Source organism: Lactobacillus sp. M0403, from assembly GCF_016101265.1.
Lineage (GTDB): Bacteria > Bacillota > Bacilli > Lactobacillales > Lactobacillaceae > Lactobacillus > Lactobacillus apis.
In genome coordinates, this window is sequence record NZ_JACFQV010000001.1 from 271159 (window position 1) to 291637 (window position 20479).

The 20479-nt window shown below is 38.4% G+C and carries 15 protein-coding genes; 3 read left to right on the forward strand and 12 right to left on the reverse strand.

Features of this window, described 5'->3' with window-relative positions:
• Nucleotides 1–15 precede the first annotated feature (15 nt).
• From H3T48_RS01195 to H3T48_RS01215, 5 genes are all read right to left on the reverse strand, one after another.
• Nucleotides 16–1986 carry a fructose-specific PTS transporter subunit EIIC gene (locus H3T48_RS01195; RefSeq protein ID WP_198187878.1) on the reverse strand — a complete coding sequence of 657 codons (1971 nt, stop codon included), beginning with the start codon at nucleotides 1984–1986 and terminating at the stop codon, nucleotides 16–18.
• Nucleotides 1987–2002: 16 nt separating this feature from the next.
• Nucleotides 2003–2917, reverse strand: coding sequence for a 1-phosphofructokinase (pfkB, locus tag H3T48_RS01200; RefSeq protein ID WP_074425882.1), 915 nt, complete (start codon nucleotides 2915–2917; stop codon nucleotides 2003–2005).
• Nucleotides 2917–3672: a DeoR/GlpR family DNA-binding transcription regulator gene (locus H3T48_RS01205; RefSeq protein ID WP_187158322.1), complete on the reverse strand. Its 756-nt coding sequence runs from the start codon at nucleotides 3670–3672 to the stop codon at nucleotides 2917–2919. Before H3T48_RS01205 ends, pfkB begins: the two co-directional genes overlap by 1 nt.
• A gap of 166 nt (nucleotides 3673–3838) precedes the next feature.
• Nucleotides 3839–5236, reverse strand: a complete 1398-nt coding sequence (locus tag H3T48_RS01210) for an MDR family MFS transporter (RefSeq protein WP_198187880.1) — start codon at nucleotides 5234–5236, stop codon at nucleotides 3839–3841.
• A 57-nt stretch (nucleotides 5237–5293) separates the two neighbouring features.
• Nucleotides 5294–5746: a MarR family winged helix-turn-helix transcriptional regulator gene (locus H3T48_RS01215; protein ID WP_122036093.1), complete on the reverse strand. Its 453-nt coding sequence runs from the start codon at nucleotides 5744–5746 to the stop codon at nucleotides 5294–5296.
• A 168-nt stretch (nucleotides 5747–5914) separates the two neighbouring features.
• On the opposite strand from H3T48_RS01215, the gene H3T48_RS01220 reads away from it, so the two are divergent.
• Both H3T48_RS01220 and add read left to right on the forward strand, forming a co-directional pair.
• A complete protein-coding gene (locus tag H3T48_RS01220) occupies nucleotides 5915–7270 on the forward strand; it encodes a threonine/serine exporter ThrE family protein (RefSeq protein WP_232349830.1) in 1356 nt (451 codons plus the stop codon).
• Nucleotides 7271–7465: 195 nt separating this feature from the next.
• Nucleotides 7466–8488: an adenosine deaminase gene (add, locus tag H3T48_RS01225; RefSeq protein ID WP_122036096.1), complete on the forward strand. Its 1023-nt coding sequence runs from the start codon at nucleotides 7466–7468 to the stop codon at nucleotides 8486–8488.
• A 111-nt stretch (nucleotides 8489–8599) separates the two neighbouring features.
• On the opposite strand, the gene bglX is transcribed toward add, so the two are convergent.
• Both bglX and H3T48_RS01235 read right to left on the reverse strand, forming a co-directional pair.
• Nucleotides 8600–10819, reverse strand: coding sequence for a beta-glucosidase BglX (bglX, locus tag H3T48_RS01230; RefSeq protein WP_198187884.1), 2220 nt, complete (start codon nucleotides 10817–10819; stop codon nucleotides 8600–8602).
• Between the two features lie 52 nt (nucleotides 10820–10871).
• Complete coding sequence (locus tag H3T48_RS01235) at nucleotides 10872–12128, reverse strand: PTS sugar transporter subunit IIC (RefSeq protein ID WP_198187886.1); 1257 nt, start codon at nucleotides 12126–12128, stop codon at nucleotides 10872–10874.
• Nucleotides 12129–12262: 134 nt separating this feature from the next.
• Here H3T48_RS01235 and H3T48_RS01240 point away from each other — a divergent pair, with 134 nt between their 5' ends.
• Nucleotides 12263–13099, forward strand: coding sequence for an AraC family transcriptional regulator (locus tag H3T48_RS01240; RefSeq protein WP_198187888.1), 837 nt, complete (start codon nucleotides 12263–12265; stop codon nucleotides 13097–13099).
• Nucleotides 13100–13165: 66 nt separating this feature from the next.
• Here H3T48_RS01240 and H3T48_RS01245 read toward each other — a convergent pair whose 3' ends face one another.
• The 5 genes from H3T48_RS01245 to H3T48_RS01265 form a co-directional block, all read right to left on the reverse strand.
• Nucleotides 13166–14611: an FAD-dependent oxidoreductase gene (locus H3T48_RS01245; protein ID WP_198187895.1), complete on the reverse strand. Its 1446-nt coding sequence runs from the start codon at nucleotides 14609–14611 to the stop codon at nucleotides 13166–13168.
• A 25-nt stretch (nucleotides 14612–14636) separates the two neighbouring features.
• Nucleotides 14637–16502, reverse strand: coding sequence for an FAD-dependent oxidoreductase (locus H3T48_RS01250; protein WP_198187897.1), 1866 nt, complete (start codon nucleotides 16500–16502; stop codon nucleotides 14637–14639).
• 39 nt (nucleotides 16503–16541) lie between these two features.
• Entirely contained in the window at nucleotides 16542–17759 is a 1218-nt protein-coding gene (locus H3T48_RS01255; protein WP_198187899.1) for a nitrate/nitrite transporter, read from the reverse strand.
• Between the two features lie 27 nt (nucleotides 17760–17786).
• Entirely contained in the window at nucleotides 17787–19271 is a 1485-nt protein-coding gene (locus tag H3T48_RS01260; protein ID WP_198187901.1) for an FAD-dependent oxidoreductase, read from the reverse strand.
• 205 nt (nucleotides 19272–19476) lie between these two features.
• Complete coding sequence (locus H3T48_RS01265; RefSeq protein ID WP_198187903.1) at nucleotides 19477–20400, reverse strand: LysR family transcriptional regulator; 924 nt, start codon at nucleotides 20398–20400, stop codon at nucleotides 19477–19479.
• Between the last annotated feature and the right edge of the window lie 79 nt (nucleotides 20401–20479).

Genomic DNA, 20479 nt, shown 5'->3' on the forward strand with positions numbered 1-20479 from the left:
ATTTATCTAAATTAATTATTTTTGATCTTGCTTGTCAACGGGTTTCTTCCATAATCCTAAGATTACACCAGCAACAATTGAACCGATAATAGTAGCTACAAAGTAAAGCACAATATGGTTAGCAAGTGGTGATACCCATAGACCACCGTGAGGTGCGGGAACACCAATCCGCCATAGGCCAACTAGAGCACCACCGACAGCAGAACCAATAATACATGAAGGAATAACGTGACCTGCATCTGCAGCAGCGAATGGAATAGCTCCTTCAGTAATGAATGAGAAACCTAAAATCCAGTTGGTTAAACCTGCACGGCGCTCATCCAAAGTGTACTTGTTCTTGAAGAAGGTAGTCCCAATTGCAGTAGCAAATGGTGGAACCATCCCACCAACCATTACGGCAGCCATCATCACAGCAGCAACAGTTGAATGAGGGTCGTTAGCAAAGGCACCTGATGCAAATACGTAAGCAGCCTTGTTGAAAGGTCCACCCATATCGATTGACATCATAGCAGCCAAAATAGTTGTTAGGACTACTAAGTTACCTGTACCCATTTGGTTTAAGAAGTTAGTAATTGCGAAGTTAACTGCACTGAAGATTGGGTTAATAATGTAGTACATAATTAAGGCAATCAGCAGCAAACTCAAAATTGGGTAAATGAGCATTGGCTTCATTCCCTCAAGTGATTTTGGCAATTTAGCAAATAGCTTCTTTAAGCCAACTACTAAGTAACCAGCAATAAAACCGGAAGCAAGTCCGCCCAAGAAACCGGCTGGTGACTTAGCATTAGTTACAACGTTAGCAACATAAGCACCGCCGTATGCCCCACTATAAACGGTAGCCATGAAACCACCAACGAAACCTGGCATTAAGGCAGGCAAATCACCAATTGATTCAGCTATATAACCTGACAGAATTGGCACCATGAAGGCAAAGGCCATGTTACCAGCATTGTTTAAGAAAATGAAAGCAGGTGATTTTGGTCCACCAGCAAAGTTTTCAACGATGAAAGAAATGGCCATTAAGATACCACCACCGATAACGAATGGTAACATGTGCGAAACACCGTTCATTAGGTTTTGGTAAATTGAGCCCCAGAAGCCCTTCTTTGAATCATCACTTGCTTCAGAACTTGCTTGACCGTCTGAGTGGTAAACACTAGCTTTTGAATCTAAAATTGTTTCAACTAATTCATCTGGCTTGTTAATACCGTCTACAACTGGACGACTGATTAATGGCTTACCATCAAAACGTGGCATGTCCACTTTCTTGTCTGAAGCAATAATGACACCTTTAGCACGACTAATTTCGTCAGCTGTCAATTTATCCTTAACACCTTCAGAACCATTAGTTTCAATGCGAACATCCGCACCGCGTGCTTTACCAGCTTTAATAATAGCTTCTTGAGCCATATAAGTATGGGCAATACCATTGATACATGCAGTAACACCAACAATTAATGGCTTTTCTTCACCAGTTGAAGCGGCAGGACTAGCAGCTTGTTCTTTTTCTGCCTTCTTATCTGCATCGCTCTTTTGTTCAGCTTCTTCGAATAAGTTAATAACTTCTTCTGGATTCTTTGCTTCCTTAAGTGCAGCAACTAAATCAGGATTGATTAGTAAACCTGAAAGTTTTGCCAAAGCCTCAAGGTGAGTATTGTCTGCACCATCAGGAGCAGTGATCATAAAGAAGAGGTTAACTGGTTGACCATCAAGTGAGTTGTAGTCAATTCCCTGTGCACTCTTAGCAAAAAGTACACGTGCCTTATTGATAGACTTGTTGCGCGCGTGAGGCATTGCAATTCCGTCACCAATACCGGTTGTTGATTCATTCTCCCGTGCCCAAATCGATTTGATGAATTCATCTTCATCGTTGACGATGCCAGTTTCGACCTCTAAATCGGCCATTTCCTTAATAGCATCTTCTTTATTAGTCGCATTAAGCGACATAATCATCGATTCAGGAGCTAAAATATCTTTAATTTTCATTAGTTCTTCTCCTTAATTACGATAGTTGTTCTACATTAATCTGTGGTAAAACAGCTTCAATCTGACTCATCACAGCAATATCCTTGGTAAAGGCGGTAGCTGCACCACATGCCATTCCGATACGGAAGCTTTCAGCTGGATCATTGGTCTTAACATAAGTTCCAACAAAACCAGCAATCATTGAGTCACCAGCACCGACTGAATTAACAGCCGTACCCACGGCTCCTTTAGCGTGATAGAAATGATCTTTGGTAATCAAATAACCGCCTTTGCCAGCCATTGACACCATCACGTTTTGCGCTCCCATATCAAGTAGCTTACGTGCACATTCAAGCATATCTTGATCTGAATCAAAGGTAGTGTTGAACAGCTCAGCAAGTTCGTGGTGGTTAGGCTTGATTACTAATGGCTTGTAGCTCAATGTGTCAAGTAGTGCCTGACCGGTTGTATCAATGACAAACTCGGCACCAGCTTCCTTAATTTCTGGCAATAATTCTTTGTAAAAGTCTACTGGCAAACTTGGTGCAAGTGATCCACTTAAGACCACAATATCACCCTTTTGTAAATCACCCATTCGTGACTTGAAAGCAGTAATTTCTTGATCTGTAATATTTGGTCCCGCAGCATTAATCTCGGTTTCGTCTTGTGCATGAACCTTCACATTGACGCGTGTATCGTCTGAAATAGTCACAAAGTCATTAACAATGCGGCGTTGATTTAATTGACGCACCAATTCTTTACCAGTAAAACCACCGACAAAGCCCCAAGCAGTATTGTCAATTTCAAGCTGATTTAGAATTTGAGAAACGTTGATTCCCTTACCCCCAGCAAGAAATGAGCAATTATTGCTACGGTTAACATTACCGCTATCCACTTTGTCTAATTGAATAACATAATCCAAAGCAGGATTAACGGTTACCGTATATATCATTATTTGGCCTCCTTCAAATTAACCTTTGCAGGTAAAATCTTTTTGCTTTGTACCTTAAGTTTATTTGTAATCACGGTGAGATGTTTGACGTTGCCAAAAACAGCGAAGTTACGTTCACCAATTTTAGTTTCATCCGTCAAAACGTAAGTATGATCTGCACAGGCAATTGCTTGCTTCTTAATGGCTGCTTCCTCTGGATCCGGTGTTGTCAGATTACCATTGTGATCAATTCCATTAGTTCCAATAAAGCTGGCGGCAAAGTTCATGCTCTGCAATTGTTCAATCGCAAATTGCCCAATCACAGCATGAGTATCTTCTTTAATCTTGCCACCCAAAAGCATGGTGTTAATGCCGTGCCCAACAGCACTTAGCGCTGTTTCAATTCCATTAGTGACAATGGTTATACCTGCTACATTAGCAAGAAACGGAACCATTTCATAAGCAGTTGTACCTGCATCGATAAAAAGATAATCATTTTCATGCACGTAATGCTCAACTGCGTAGCGTGCAATTCGAACCTTATCATCGTGATTCATTGTGAAGCGAATATGCTGCGAAACATCATGAGCAAGTTTCTTAACCGACTGTGCACCACCATGAACTCTTCGAACTAAACCTTTTTCTTCCATTCGAATTAGGTCTCGCCGAATCGTCGACTCTGACGTTGCCGTCAGTTTGGACAAGTCGCAAACACGACATAGTTCATGTTGATTAACATAGTTTTCAATCAGCTTTTGACGTTCCTGTGTTAGCATCTTCCCTCACCTCCGAAGAGTATTTTATGCGCGTTTTCATTCAAAATCAATCATTTTTACTCAAAATCATTCACTTTTATGCAAAAACAAGCAGCCCATTCTTAACTCCTAACCTTAAAGACAACAAAAAAAGCTGTACGCTATTAGCATCACAGCTTTCTTTTCACTATTTACGTAATTCTTTTTGCGCAGACGGCAAAATAAATGAGCAAACAAACCCAATAATTGCAAAAATTAACATCATGATAAAGCCTAAGCGATAGCCATTATCCAACCTTATTGCTTCGCTTACACCGCTGCCAGTTGCTCCTAATGTTATAACTAGCATCGCCAAAGCAGTCCCAAGTGAACCACCTATTTGTCTAATGGTTGATGAAACAGCATTCGCATGAGCTGTCATATTTGTATCCACTTGATTAATTCCAGCAGTAAAAGTAGTCATCATGGTAAAAGAAATACCGATCATTCTCAGCGCATAGCATAAACTAATTAAAACTAGACTTGTTTTAGTGTTGAAAATCAACATTGGCAGAGTACCTAATAACAACATCGCAAAGCCAAACAAAGACAGCTTTTTAATGCCAAATTTATCATATAAAGTACCTGAAATCGGGTTGCAGATAATCATTATTAAGGCTCCAGGCATCATTACTAAGCCAGAAGTTAATGCAGTTTCCGCACGCGTTGTTTGTAAATACAATGGCAAAACTAACTCTATTCCTACCATTGAAATGTTACTAATTGTGCTAAGCAATGTACACAGATCAAAGCCTGAATTTTTCAAAACTCTGATATCTAATAAAGGTTTAGACATCTTCAACTGGCGACGACAAAATAGCCAAATAATTACAATACCAATAATAAAAATCAAAGTTAAAGTTACGGTGATTTTACCAGTATTACCTATTTCTGACAGTGCATACAAGATCAACCCAAATCCTACAATTGATTCCAGAAAAGAAACCACATCGACTGAGCTTAAATGAGCAACAGTGATATTTTGAATTGTAAAAAAGGCAAGTACACATACTAAAGCACTGGCAAAGCTTAAAATTATAAATAGCATTTGCCATTCTGCGTATTTCAAAATCAAGCCTGAAATGGTTGGTCCAACGGCCGGTCCAAAACCAATTACCAATCCAGTGATTCCCATTGCCATTCCACGCTTTTCTGGTGGAAACAGAATTAAAATGACATTTTGAATAAATGGCATCAGTCCTCCCGCGGCAATAGCTTCAATAATGCGCCCTAATAGCAAAGCTTCAAAATTTGGCGCAAACAGACAAACTAACGAGCCGGCAAAAAAGATTGCCATCATAGTTAAAAAATTGTTTTTGAGACTAAATGACTCAAAAATCCAAGCTGAAATTGGAATCATTAACCCAACTACCAATAAATATGCCGTGGTTAACCATTGAGCTGTTGCCTGTCCCACGTTAAACGACTTCATGATTGACGGCAATGCATTATTTAAAAAAGTTTCAGCCAATAATGAAACAAAGGCACCGAACAGTAGCACCGCCATCATCAGCGCTCTTTTTTTACCAGAAATTTCTTTTTCCATTTTTTCTCCCTTTTATAATATGTAGCAAGCTACATTTAATAGAAATAAAGCATGACTTTATTTAAAACCTTCAATTATTTGATCGAGAAAAGCTTCAAACTGCTCAACTTCAACGGCTGATGAACCTTGTGTGATTTGTTCATTAGTGTTATCAAGAATTGCATGAATTTTGTTAATGTTCTTATCAACAAGAGCAAATCCCTTGTCAGATAATTGCAAAACTATTTGACGTTGGTCAGTTTCAAGGCGGGTTGTATAAATCAAACCATTCTCTTCCAAGCGTCGCACAATTCCTCTAATTGTTGGATGACTTAGCACAAACATATCTGCTATCTCTTTTTGTGTCACCGTTCTATCTTTGGCATCATACAGAAAAACCATTAACGATATCTGTGCACCAGTTAAAGAATAGTCCTTGAACATTTCTCCAAACTGATTATTTAGTTGTTTTTCAATTAGCGTATTCGCAGCTTTGATTTTAGGACCAATTCGGTTTAAATATACGTTCATGATTTCCCTCACTTCATTTGTGTAGTATACTACACAAAATTATTTTTGCAATTGAAGATAGGAATTTTACGTATCACTGTAAGTGATTTCAGAATAATTTTCATATTTTCATTTGTGCTACAATGAAAACATTGTAATTTAGCATTTAGAAAGGTTATGCATTTAGTAATGGACGAAAATAGCACAAGTCAAGAAGAGCATCATATATCTGGCCATCATCATATGAGAATTCACTGGAAAGAATTCTTTAAAAGTCCAGATGATACTTTAATAAGGGATACAACGCTAGTGGAAAAGGGCTCGCTAGTTGGCCGAATTGGACTGATGCTACTGGAATGTGGAACAGGAGCATGGCGCGTGCGCGATTCAATGAACACAATCTCACGGGCACTGGACATTACCTGTTCTGCCGACATTGGGCTACTAACTATTAGCTACACCTGTTTTGACGTTGATAACAAGTCATATTCCCAAACCCTATCTTTGCCTTCTACTGGCGTCAACATGAACAAGCTAAATAAATTGGAAGATTTTGTACGCCGCTTTGAAACGGAAAACGAATATTGGACAATTGGGGGCGTTCATCATGAACTTAATCAAATTGAACGTCATACGCAAACCTACCCTATCGCTATTTCTGCTTTAAGTGCAGGCGTTGCCTGTGCTAGTTTCATTTTTCTGCTCGGCGGTGGGCTGCCAGAAATGATTTGTACTTTCTTTGGTGCAGTTGTTGGTAATTACTTACGTGAATACATGGGAAAAAAGAAAATAACTTTAGTTGCCAAAATTGCGGCTGGAGTTGCAGTTTCATGTGCTGTTTACTTCCTGTGTTTTAGACTGGGACAACTGTGCTTTGGCTGGAGTTATAATCATGCCTATGGTTATATCGGTTCTATGCTCTATGTTATTCCCGGCTTTCCATTTATTACTTCTGGACTTGATATGTCAAAACTAGACATGAGGTCTGGGCTTGAGCGATTAGCCTACGCCATTTTGACTATTTTGATTGCAACTATGGTAGGTTGGGGCATGGCAACAGCCTTAAGTTTAAAGCCTGGCTCTATTCCTGAATTGCAACTTAATCCACTTGCACTAACCATTTTTAGACTAATCGCTAGCTTCTGCGGTGTTTATGGCTTCTCAATCATGTTTAATGCCAAGCCGTCGATGGCAGCAGTTGCAGCAGTTATCGGTGCATTTTCTAACACTTTACGTCTAAATTTAGTCGAATTTAATCATTTACCAGCTGCCTTAGCAGCCTTTATCGGTGCACTGATTGCCGGCTTAATTGCTAGCTTTGTCCGTGATAAAGTTGGCTTCCCGCGAATCGCCATTACCGTTCCAGCAATTGTTATCATGGTTCCAGGGCTCTACATGTATCGAGCAGTTTTCAATTTTGGTGTAACTAATATTAATATCGGAGCATATTGGATCATGAATGCTCTAATGATTATTAGTGCTTTGCCAATTGGATTATTAACTGCCCGAATTCTAACAGATCCAAAATGGCGTCATGCGGATTAGTATTTAAAACCTGAAATTTTGTAAAACCAGCTGATAAGGGCTGGTTTTTTCTTTTCTTCTTTTTGAGTAAAAGCGTACTTTGAAAAAATAAATTAATAAAATAGTTCGGATAAGTTATATTTATGAGCTAATTTTTATGTTAAAATTTAAATATATTATATATAAAGTGAACATTATATTTTCAGGAGGAATAAAATGAGTTCAACTGTAACGCCAGAATTTACTCGCGGTTTGCCTAAGGCAGAATTGCACTTGCATATTGAAGGTACACTAGAACCAGAACTAAAGTTAAAGCTGGCTAAACGCAACAATGTTGATATTGGACAAGAAACTATTGAAGACGTCCAAAAAACATATGATTACCATGATTTAGCATCGTTTTTAGCTGTTTACTATCCAGCTATGAATGTTTTACAAACCGAAGAAGATTTTTATGACTTAGCTTGGGCATATTTGACCAAAGCTGCGGCTAACAATGTTCGCCACGTTGAAATATTTTTCGATCCTCAAGCTCATACCAGCCGTGGTATTCCTTTTGAGACGGTTATCAACGGCCTATATCGAGCAACGGTTGATGCTCGCGCGTTAAACGTTGATGCTCACTTAATCATGTGCTTTTTACGTGATTTCTCTAAAGAATCTGCACGCCTAACTTTGCAAGAAGGTTTGAAATATCGTGATAAGATCATCGGCGTTGGACTTGATTCAGACGAACATAACAATCCACCACTAAAATTTGCACGTCAATTTGAAGATGCTGCTGCTGCAGGACTTCATTTGACTACTCACTGTGATATTGACCAAAAAGATTCCATTGAACACATTCGACAAGCATTAGAAATTATGGAAGTTGAACGTCTTGACCATGGAACAAACATTGTTGAAGATCCTGATTTAGTTGAATTAGTAGCTAAAAGACAAATTGGTTTGACCTCATGCCCACTATCAAATGGTTTTGTTTCTCCGGAAATGAAGGGTGAAGAAATCATTTCTCTTTTAAAAGCAGGAGTTAAAATATCAATTAATTCGGACGATCCTGCCTACTTCAAAGGCTACATCAGTGATAATTACTACGCACTTGCACAAAAATATCAATTATCGCAAGAACAAATTGTTCAATTAGCCAAAAACTCTTTTGAATCTTCTTGGATTAGTCAAAAGCAAAAAGAGCTGTACTTAGCAGAAATTGATTCCTATGTTGCTAAGTTTAGTAAATAATTTATGTACATACTCTGATAAAAAAGGGAGTGGCCGTGTGAAGTGGGCCTCTCCCTTTTTATTTATTAAAGTTTATTTGAGAAGTTAGATAGTTTTAACATATCCCTTAACTTAATCAGTTAAAGTAAAATCCTTTGCTAAACAATCACGAGAATTGCTACCAATAAACAGAGTAAAATCTCCATTCTCTAAAATTTCTTCGCCATAATTATCAAAAAAAGTTAACTGCATTGGACTGATACTAAAGCTAACAGTTTTTTTGGTGTGAGCTTTTATAGCAACTTTCTTAAAATCAATCAATTTTTTGACAGGCTGGACAATAGTAGCTACTTTATCATGCAGGTAAAGTTGGGCTGTCTCTTGGCAATCCCAGTCACTATCATTCTTTAAAACAACTTTGGCTTCGATATTCCCAGCATGAGTCATCACACTTTTGTCTAGAGACATGCTCTCATAAGTAACCTTACCATAAGATAAGCCATAACCAAATGGATATAGTGGAGCAGCAGGAGCATCCAAGTACTTCGAAACAAAGCGTCCAACATGTTGAGAGTCATCAACTGGGCGGCCTGTTGATAAATGATTATAATAAATCGGCTCCTGCCCCGAACTATATGGAAATGACATTGTCAGTCTTCCAGAAGGATTAGCTTTTCCAAATAAAATGTCCGCAATTGCTGCACCGCCTTCAGTTCCAGGGAACCAACATTCGAGGATGCTATCAACTTTATCAATAATATTGGTTAGAACAAGTGGGCGGCCACTAATAACCAAAAGGACCACTTTCTTTCCTAGCTTGGATATTTCATTGATTAAGTTTAATTGATTCTCCGGTAAAGTTAGCTTTGTCTTTGCTCCTGCTTCACCTGCCTCAAGAGTGCTTTCTCCAAGTGCCAATACAACAACATCTGCCTTTTTAGCTAATTGAAGTGCTTTTTCATTATTTTCATGCTCGACTTCTTGATCAGAAATAACTTTAGAAATTTCTTCATCATTCGGAAAGCCCATTTCTTTTAGCATTTCTCGGCTTCGATTAATATCTGTTCCTTTAGTAGCCGTAACATTAGAAGTGTAACGCTCTATACCTTCAAGAATTGAAACACTATCTTTAGGTTCACCATGAACTGCCCACATCCCAAGCAAAGAATGATCTGTACTGTACGGTCCAATTAATGCAATTTTTTCATTTTTATTAAGTGGCAGTACATCGTTCTTGTTTTGCAACATTACAATAGCTTCGCTTGCTAGCTTTCTTGCTAGTTCTCGCTTATCTGATGACAAAACGCTCTTATTTTCACGTGCGACTGAAGTGCCACGATAAGGATCTTCAAACAACCCAAGTTCATTTTTAAGTGACAGCACTCGCCAAACAGACTCATCGATTTTTTCCTCGTTAAGTTTACCATCAGCCACCAACTTCTTTAGACTATTGGCATAACAAGGTGATTTCATGTCAATATCTACTGTAGCATTGATAGCTTTATGTGCAGCATCATATTCATCCGAGGCAAAGCCATGTTTTACTAGCTCATAAATTGAAGCATAATCAGAAATAATTATTCCATTGAATCCCCATGTTTTTCTAAGTAGCTCATTTAACAATTTTTCATCTGCAGTTGATGGGACTCCGTTCAATGAAGTTAGAGAGGTCATAGCCATTTTTGCCCCAGCCTTTACAGCACTCTTATAAGCTGGCAAATAGTTTTGATAAAGATTGCTGATTGACATGTCAATACTATTATATTCTCTACCAGATTCAACTGCACCATAGCCAGCAAAGTGCTTAAAGCAGGCAGCTACACCATTATTATTTTCAAAATTTTCCTGGAATCCCTCTACCATTGCCTTTGCGTATACTGAATTTAGATATGGATCTTCACCTGGAGATTCTAAAACTCTTCCCCACCTTGCATCATGAACAGTATCAAGCATCGGCGCATAGGCCACATGAATTCCTGCAGCTGAAGCCTCATCCGCTGCTGTGTTAAAGGCCTCCTTAACCAATTTAGGATCCCAAGATGCTCCCAAACCAATCGGAATAGGATAAACTGTTTTGTAGCCATAAATGACATCCGACATAAACATAACTGGGATATGATGAGGCTGCACCTTCATCTGATGGTTTTGGACTCTTCGAGTTTCTTCAGCACCAGCAACGTTTAAAACTGATCCTGCTAAGTCCACTACTTTTTGTGATATTCCCAGCTTGGTTATGGGTCCGTATGAAATATCATTTGCTTGAAAAAATTCTCCTGATAACTGGACCAATTGCCCAATTTTTTCATCCAAACTCATATCTTTAAGCAATTGTTTCAATTCGATTGTTTTCATTTATTTATACCTCTAACGAAAAAGAGGTTAATTAAAACCTCTTATTGACAGTTTATTTAGCAGCGTTTTGTTCCTCTGCTACAGCTTTTTTATCTGCTCTTCTAAACCATGGATACCATAGTAGAGGTGATATTACTAATTGAATGATTAAAACCAAAATAACTATTGAAATATGTCCTCCTAGTAGAGCATGAACACCAAGTGGTAATCCAAATACTGCCTGAGCTCCTGTACATCTAGCAACTATTCCTAGCTTAGTTAATAAACCAGCTATTATAACAACAATAGCATTGTTTGTTGCAAATGGTACAAAGAAATCAAAGTTTAATACCAATGGCGTACCAAAAATTACAGGTTCGGTAATACCAAATAAAGCTGGAATAATAGAAATTTTTCCTAATGTCTTAAATCTTTCACTTTTTGCAATAAACAGCATTAACAAAACTAGTCCTAATGCTGTTCCACCCCAAGTATAAAAATTAAAGAAAGCATAGCCATAAATATTGGGAACTGGACGTCCTGCTTTATACGCAGCTAAGTTTTGCATATCAAGAGCCATCCAAATAGGAACAACAATTGGTGTAATCACATTAGTCCCATGGATACCGAAAAACCACATTATCTGTTCAATCAAGCATACTAGAACCATTGCCCAGAATGATCCACCTATGTGCTGTAATGGTATTTGAATTATCGAAAAAATCAGTTGATGGAAACTACCAAATGAGGTTACACTAAAACCAAGTGCTACAACAGTGAAAAATACACCTAATAAGAGAGTTGGTATTAGGGCTGCAAAAGTATCTGATACCATTGGAGGAACACCAGCTGGCATTTTAATAGTCCATTTATGTTGCTTCATGTAAACATATGACCTACCAACTACAATTCCCACAATTATGGCTGAAAACAAGCCATCAGCACCAAGCCAAGTTGTTGGAATGGCAGTTACATCTTTAATATTTCCAAGTGGTGTAATTATTAAAAACGACATTAATGCGATAATGCCTGCACTTGTTCCATCATCATCCTTAAGGAACATCTTCGCGATATATTTTCCCATTAAAAAGGCAACATATAACGCAATTGCCCCAATTGTTGCTGAATTAACAAAACCCATAATTTTTGCCAATTGAGCAAACTTCCATCTCCCAGCATATACTGCAACTAACGTAGCAAATGAACCAATAATCATGGGCCCTAAAGTAGCCATCATTGCACCCATGACTGCTTGTAAGTATTTATTATTCCCTACTTTGTCGAACCATGGCTGCAACTTTTGAAATAGGTTAGTCATCTTTTCTTTCATAAAAACTCCTCCTTGCTGTTCTTTATCTTTCTAAAACAATAGTAAAGCGTTTCCAATTAAGTTAAAATACATTTTTTAAATAGGAAACATGTAAAATAATGACCCGTCAACATATTTAAAGAGGGGAAATGCCTATGTCATATATCCAACATGAAAAAATAAGTAATTCAAAAAAGTTGCCTTTTAAAGTGTTCAATTTTCATGCTCATAATCTAAATAGAGTTATTCCGATGCATTGGCACCAAAGCACAGAACTACTTTATTGCGCACATGGTAAACTTGAAGTTAAGTTGAAAAACCACAATTTTTTGTTATGCAAAAATGACTTTATAGCAATCAATCCATATCAAATACACTCGACTAAAAGTCTACAAAAAAATTCGGTACTATGTATCCAATTACCATTGCCATTTTTGAATGAACTTACTAATAATACGTTTTTGTATAAATATATTTTTGCCGCAAATTCATGTACAGAATCCAATGCAATTAATCAGGAACTTATCTCGACTTTTAAAGACATTATAAACTTACAAAATTCGGATAGTTCATTAGTTACGAACCTTAAAATCACTACTAACGTTATTAACGTTGTTCGAATATTAACTGAATTCTACGCCAAAGAGAGCAATATCGATCAACAAGAAAGTAACATTTACTTTGTTGAAGAACTCACTAGCTTTATTTCTCAAAATTTTGATAAAGATATTCAGATTCATGACGTTTCCCAGCACTTTGCATATTCTGAGGGATATACCTCAAGACTTATAAAGAAAAGTCTAGGGACCTCATTTTCTGAACTTTTAAGACTTGTTCGTATAAATAAAGCAATTGATTTAATGAACTCTTCTCCAAAATCTTGGGTAGAAATTGCTGAATTAACTGGTTTCAAAACCTATCGTAATTTATACAACGCATTTTATAGTGTCTATCAAATGTCACCTAATGAATTTAAAAATCAAAACCAATAAAAAAACAACTTCCATTTTTTGGAAGTTGTTTTTTTGAGAGAATATAGAATTAAAACTAACTTATGCTCATGCCTTATTTACAATTGCTTTGACTGCATTTCTACCTGAGAAAATACAATATCCGGCATGTGTTCCTGGAACGTTAACACCGTATGTATCGCCATAGAGAACTGCGGAACCATCACTACCAATTGCATATAGTCCTTCAATTGGTCTGCCTTTAGTATCTAGAACTTCATTATCTGTGTTAACTCTTAAACCGTCTCCAGTTGTGTAGGCTCCAACACCTAATTCAATTGCATAAAATGGACCATTGCCATCAACAGGTAATAGATACTTAGCCGGTTTATGGAAATCCGTATCTTCACCGTTTGCTGCCATTTCATTGTAATGTTTTACATATGAAACCAGATTTGGCGTATCGATTTCTTCAGCTAGTTCTTCAAGGGTATTAGCTTTGTGTAAGTACTCACGACCATCTTTTTCAGCCTGCTCTATATCATCACGCAAGGTTGGATAGCGATCTTCTGGTACAAATGGCTTCATTGACCTTGGATAGGACTTATCGGTAAAATCGTCCAGAATTTTTTGGCTGAAGACGCAGAAGACACGCTCTTGACGGTTCATTGCGTTACCTTCGTTAGCCCAGTTAACGACCGCAGCACTTTCATCAACAAAACGTTCACCTAATTCATTAACCCACATTTGTGGTTGATCACAAACTGAGCTCCAAATTGCTGTGCCCCATAACTTAAATGATGGAACTGTGCGATCTTTTAGCTGGCCACCAAACATCATTGACATCCCTGTAAAGAATTGTTTAGCACCAAGTTGCCAAGCCAATTTCAAGCCATCACCTGTGCTCTTACCTGAATTTACTGGAATAACATTATCAGGGTTTTGATGTGGTGTTTGTTCCATTAACTCTAAATTGTTCAAGTAGCCACCAGTTGCTAAAACAACATTTTTAGCTTTAACAACAGTATCGGTATTATCTTCAACATTAGTCAGAGTCACTTCAAAGGAACCACTCTTAGTTTTTTGAAGATCAGTAACTCTAGTTAATGTCTTGATTTCGACACCGTTTTCTTTGGCATATGGCTCTAAACCATTATGAATTGCATCATGACCTTTGCCCTCAAACAAATGCCATGTTTTAGCGCCATCACCAAGTCCGGCAACCATCGCAATTTTGGCACCATGGTCTTCAAGCCAAGAAACATTCTCACCGGCTTGATCAATGTACTTTTGCCACATTTTACCGTCGGCCTTGTAATGTGAATAGGTTAACTCTTCTTTTAAAAGTTCTTCTTTATCAAGTACAGAGTTGTCCTTTTGTTGCAAAGCAGAATCGGCAGCAAAAACACCTTCCACATAGTTACCAGTACCACCGGTTGTCTTGCCTTTTTCAACTAACAGCGTTTTTAAGCCTTGTTCACCCGCTTCAGCAGCTGCTGCAAAGCCTGCAAGTCCAGCACCAGCAATTACTACATCATATTTTTCTTCAGCCATTATTATTCTCCTTTTTGGCTAATAATCACTTACCAGCTTTTGCTGTCTCAGCAGCATCAATTCCTGCTAGCCGTCCAGAAATGTAAGCAAATCCTAAGGTGCCGCCTTCGAAATCAACGTATGCTTTGCCGTACATTCCGGATGCATCAGCACCAGCAACATACAAGTTCGGTACGGGCTCACCATCTGGAGCAAGTGCGTGCATTTTTTCGTCAATTGTTGCACCACCGAGTGTACCTAAGTTACGTGCAATAAATTTAACGGCATAAAATGGACCTTGTTCTACTGGAATCATGCGCTTAGTGTCAGAGAAGAACAGATCATCTTCGCCCTTCTTTTTAGCGTTATTATACTGATCTACTGCATTTTGCAAGTTTTCTTCGTTAACCCCCATTCTCTGGGCCAATTCTTTAATAGTCTTTCCAATAAATACCACATTGGTTGAAGACAATTTATCCAAAAGTGCCGTAAAATCAACTTTTTCATGCTCACGCTTGATTGCTTCGTCAGTGTCAGTAGGGAAATTGAATTCCATATAGAATTCGCGGTGATCTTTCCACTTGCCATAGTGATCTTCGATTGCTACTGTTCCGCCTTCTTTGATCTTATCAAGCATTGCTTGATCCAAAACAACGAATTCGGTTTGTTGTGGTTGCTCTGACAATTCAGCTCCGTGAACTGCAAAGTCGAGTGCATGAGTTTCACTGGCATAACGTTGACCACGATTGTTAACACGTAAGTTTGGAAAATCAGCTAGCGCATTGATTGGCATCCAATTAGGACCAACAATTTTAGCCATTTCACCAATATCTTCATCACTAAAAGTTTGCCAGAAGTAATGCGTAGAACCATTAATATGGTGGGCAGTTCCGGCATCCCACGCCATGTTTAAGCCATCACCAGTATTTTGTAAAACTTGGCCTTGTGTACTTACATCGCCCAAGTACTCCTTACGCATTTTTGGATTACCACCAAAACCGCCAGTAGCAATGATTACCTTCTTAGCATTAACATGTAAAACTTGATCATCGCCTTGTGCGACAACACCAGTAACATTGCCATTCTCGTCTTGCAATAGTCTCTGACCGGCAAAACCAAAGTACATTTGGCCGCCTAAAGACTTAAACTTTTCGATTAATTTAGTGACAGCTTTTGTACCGCCCTCTTGGTAACCATGCAATGTAGCAGGCATGCCGATATGGTCATAGCTACCGCCCGTCCCGGCATCTACTAACTTCATGATTGCGCCATTTTCGTTTAACCAATCAACTGTCTTACCAGATTCATCAATAATGCGACGAACTAAAATTGAGTTCATATAACCTTGAGAAGCGTCCATGTATTCGTCATAGAGCCACTTCTTAGATACAACCGCATCCTTTTCTTTTTGTTGTTGACTATCACCAGCAAACATACCACCGGCAAAAGTACTTGCACCAAGAGGTGAAATTGTCTTTTCAATTAAAGCTACGCTAGCACCATGTTGCCGTGCAGCAAGCGCTGCGGCAACACCAGCACCACCGGCTCCAACAACTGCTACATCAACATCAACTGTTTTTTTACCAGAAGTGGTAGACTGCGAGCTATTCTCTTTTAAAGCAGCAAAATCAACTTGAGCTTTGCCTAAAGCTTCTTTTACACCTTCGATAATTCCACGTGAAGTTTCAGAAGCGCCTGAAACAACGTCAACATCAACTGATTGATGGTCAACAATTTTTTGCGCCATTTTCTTAAAGGCATTATCAGCCAAGCTATCAGGTGCGTATTTATCTAATGGTTTTACATTAACTATTTTGTCAGAGCCGACTTCAACCTCAAGGTTAATTTCGCTCTCTTTGCCTTGACCAGAACCTGTATATTTACCAGGTATCTTTGTAATTTCCTTTGTCATAAGAATTATTCCTTTCTAAGTCATAACCTTTAATGTAATCTATTCGTGCTCACGAGCAGCATTTGGATCTGGTAAAATTGCTAACACAATTACTTGAATCATGAAAACAACACCTTGAATAATAAAAGTTAACGCATAATTTGCACCAGCAATTGCTGAAATAATAACCGGAACTCCATATGAAAGAAGTAATGAAACAGTACCTACTAAACCGCCGGCACTACCAGCATTTTTAGGTCCAATTTCAGGGAATGTGATAGGCATTGCTTGCATGATAGGTCCGGTCATAGCGCCAAAGACACCACCAAGTATCAAAGCAATTGTTAGTGGCATTCCTAAAGGAATGTACCAAGTAACTGCCATCAATATACCACCTAAGATTGTAATAAGAATCATTACTGGTTTTGCCTTTTTAGCTTTATTAATAATTGCAGGTCCAAACAATGAACCACATAAGCTACCAATTGTAGCTACAGCCGCAACTGCACCAGCTTGAGCAGGACTCATACCTCTAGCGGCAAAGGCCTGTGGCATAATGCTTGAAAAAGCCTCACTAGAGCCCATTCCGAAACCAACAGCCAAAGCAACATACCAAGTTTTCTTACTGTGAGCAGCAGCTTTAAAGAATTCGAGTGAAGATTCAGCTTTTCCTTCTTCCACTTGTGGTTGAGGAATTTCTTCTCCTTCTGGAGTATCTTTTACAAATATCATCCAACAAACTGCTAAAACTAATAAAACAGTAGATGAAAAAGTATATGCTATTTGAACACTTGGGAACATTGAACTGGTAGCTTGGGAAAGCATGATACCAACACTAGCTGAAGCAAAGAAAACACCCATAGCGGTATTAGTATCTTGCTTGAACCAAGTACCAAAAATCTTTAAAGTGTTCGCGTTTAACAGTGCCATGTAAACACCAAATAATAGCAGCATAATCATTAATGTAACGAAGTTGGTCGCAATTAAACGGCCATATGCACCTATTACAGAAATAACTAGCCCAATTGAAACAATCTTTTTTGCACCAAATTTATCTGCAAGTGATCCTGCAGGAATACTCAAGAAAACCGCAATTAACATTGGTGCCATTACTAAACTCTGCAGTTGTGCTGGTGAAATATGCAAAGCTGGCATAATTTGAACGGCTAAAGCAGAAATTTGAAATTGAATGTAACTGCTTGTTGCATCAAGCAAAGCAGCAATTGCCAAAATTACCCACCGGTAATTCGAAAGTTTAGGTAATTGTTTTTCTTCCATGATTCTTTAACTCCTTATTGATAAAAACTAATTTTCAGCTGCGTATTGCCCAGCTAATCTGCCGAAAGTCTGAGCATGGCTGCAAGTAAGACCAGGAACACGGTCAGGATAGCTACCCCAGAAGAAACCACCACTTGCATTACCAGCTGCATAAAGATGTGGAATTGGTTTGCCTTTTTTATCGATAACTTCCATCTTGGTATTGATGCGTAATCCATCAAGTGTTGCGAGAAGACGTCCGCCCATAATGACACCGTAGTATGGTGCCTTATCAACTGGAAACAATCTGAACTTTTCTTTACCAAAGTCTGTATCTTCACCTTGCTCGCACATTTCGTTATAGCGTTTAACAGTTGCAACCAAGTTGTCTTTTGGTAATTCCAGCTTTTCAGCTAATTCCTCAATTGTGTCGGCCTTTTGAATCATGCCGTCATCAATCCTGCGTTGTATTTCTTCCTTGTTTTCCTCAGTATTGTAAATGCCAGGCCAACCTAAACGTGAACAGCCCTGGGTATCAAATTGAGCCAAATGATCCATTGTGTCTTCTGACCAAATTTGTGCTTCCAAGTAACCAGGCTGCTTAGCCATTGCATTAACGTCAAATTGATAGGGAACACTTTCGTTACCAAAACGTTCACCATTAAGGTTTACTTTTAGTAATGGATAAGCACCCATCCAAAAGTATCCGGGACCCTTAAAGTCGATTTGATAGTGTTCTTCGGCATTAGTACCGACTGGTACAGCACCACGATCAAAAATAATTTCTGCTGGTTCTTCATCACGAGCAGCTCCCACTTTAAGTCCAGCAAGAATACCTGAACCATCATCACGAGGCCCATCTGAATAAACATTTTTCTTGTAGCCTAGTGGATCCCACTTTTTCATTAATTCGACGTTTCCACCATATCCACCTGTACAGATAATGACTCCTTTATTGGCATGGTATTCAGTTTTTTCACCACTAGAACGGTCACTTGTAGTGATGCCGGTAACAGCACCACTATCATCCGTTACTAATTCTTCAAGCTTAGTATTATATTTAAGAGTTACTCCGAGCTCTTTAATCTTATCAATCATCCAATCACCATAATGAGCCCAACCATTATCAGGTGTTGCGATTGCCAATTCGGTGTTAAATGCGGTGTTAACAATCGTTTCATAATGAGCGTCAGATTGCGGTCTTAAGATTCCACCATTAGGCTTTAAAATGTTATCTTCCAACCAATTAGCTGTTTCATCTGTGTGATTAGCCCAGGTCCATAACAAACGTTCATCAACATTATCTTGGAAAAACAACGTCAAAAAGTTCATCAGTTTAGCTTTATCAACTTTAATGCCAGCTCTTCTTTGTGCATTACTATCTAGTGCTGCAAAGAATGAGCGGTAGAGAAATTGGGAACTCCCTTGTTTATCAATTAACAGGACTTTAGCACCCTTTTCGGCGGCTGCACATGCTGCCATTCCACCAGCATTGCTTGCTCCTGCAATAATAACGTCATAAGTATTATCCATTTTTTATCCCTCACTTTTAAAGCAATTCTTCTAACCGCTTTCATCATACTGCTAATCAAGTGAATCTCTGCACCATCTTTAGAATTGAAGATTACTAAATGGAATGCTCAACTATTTTAGAATTTAGTTGTCATCAAAAAAGCACTTATATTCCAACGCTTCAGCGTTAAGTACAAGTGCTTTTCATTATTTTTATATTTGTGAGTTACTTATTTATATTTACTTGTGAATACTCTTTAACTGCGCTCTCTAATGTCTTTAATACTTCTTCCAAAACTGATTTATTCGAAAAAGACTCCATATACGCAATTCCATAAGGTGAAATATCGTGATAATCAATCGGAACATAGGTAATACCCTCAGATTGTGAATCAGCAATGAAGTTCGGCAAAATGCCGTAACCCCAGCCTCCACGCACATAGATATCCATCGCGAGAAAGTCTTGGACAAATTTAATATGCTCCATTCCCAAACTATTAATTAAGGTAGTTTGAAAGTTCATTTGAACATTCAATGAGCTGTTAGGATCCAGCAAAAAAATATTTTTGTCCTTCAAATCAGCCATTGTAACTAACTTTTTTTGGGCAAGTTCAGAATCTTGCGGACATGCAATAACCACTTTCCCCGTAATCAGTGGCTCAAACAAAACGTCATCAACAATATCAACGTCGTCACGTGCAATCGCACAGATATCAACGTGATGGTTTAATAATTCGCCAATCGAATTATTAAGAACAAAGACAAATTGGACATTAATATTACTTCCCGATTCACGAAGCTTGCGCAAAAAGATCGGTAAAATTTTTTGCTCTAAGGGCGTGTCGCAAACTCCGATTCGCAGCAACGTTTCTGGATCATTTTTCTTGTTTTGCAAATACGCTACCGTATAATCCATATCATCAACAACATTGCGTGCAACACGGTAAAAATACTTACCAGCGTTGGTCAATGAAATACGATGGTGTGCACGATTAATTAACGTCACACCAATTGTATCCTCAAGATCCTTGATATTTTTTGAGACCGCAGATTGAGAAAAATTGAGTCGCTCTGCAGCAATTGTAAAGCTTGAATTATCCACTGCCTTAATAAAGCAGCGCAATTGAGTAAAGTTCATTTTCCTGTCCATTCAATTAATATAAGTTATTGGATTGGTATTAAAGTAATTGTACAGAAAAAGGCCATCCTAACAAATGGCCTTTTCATTT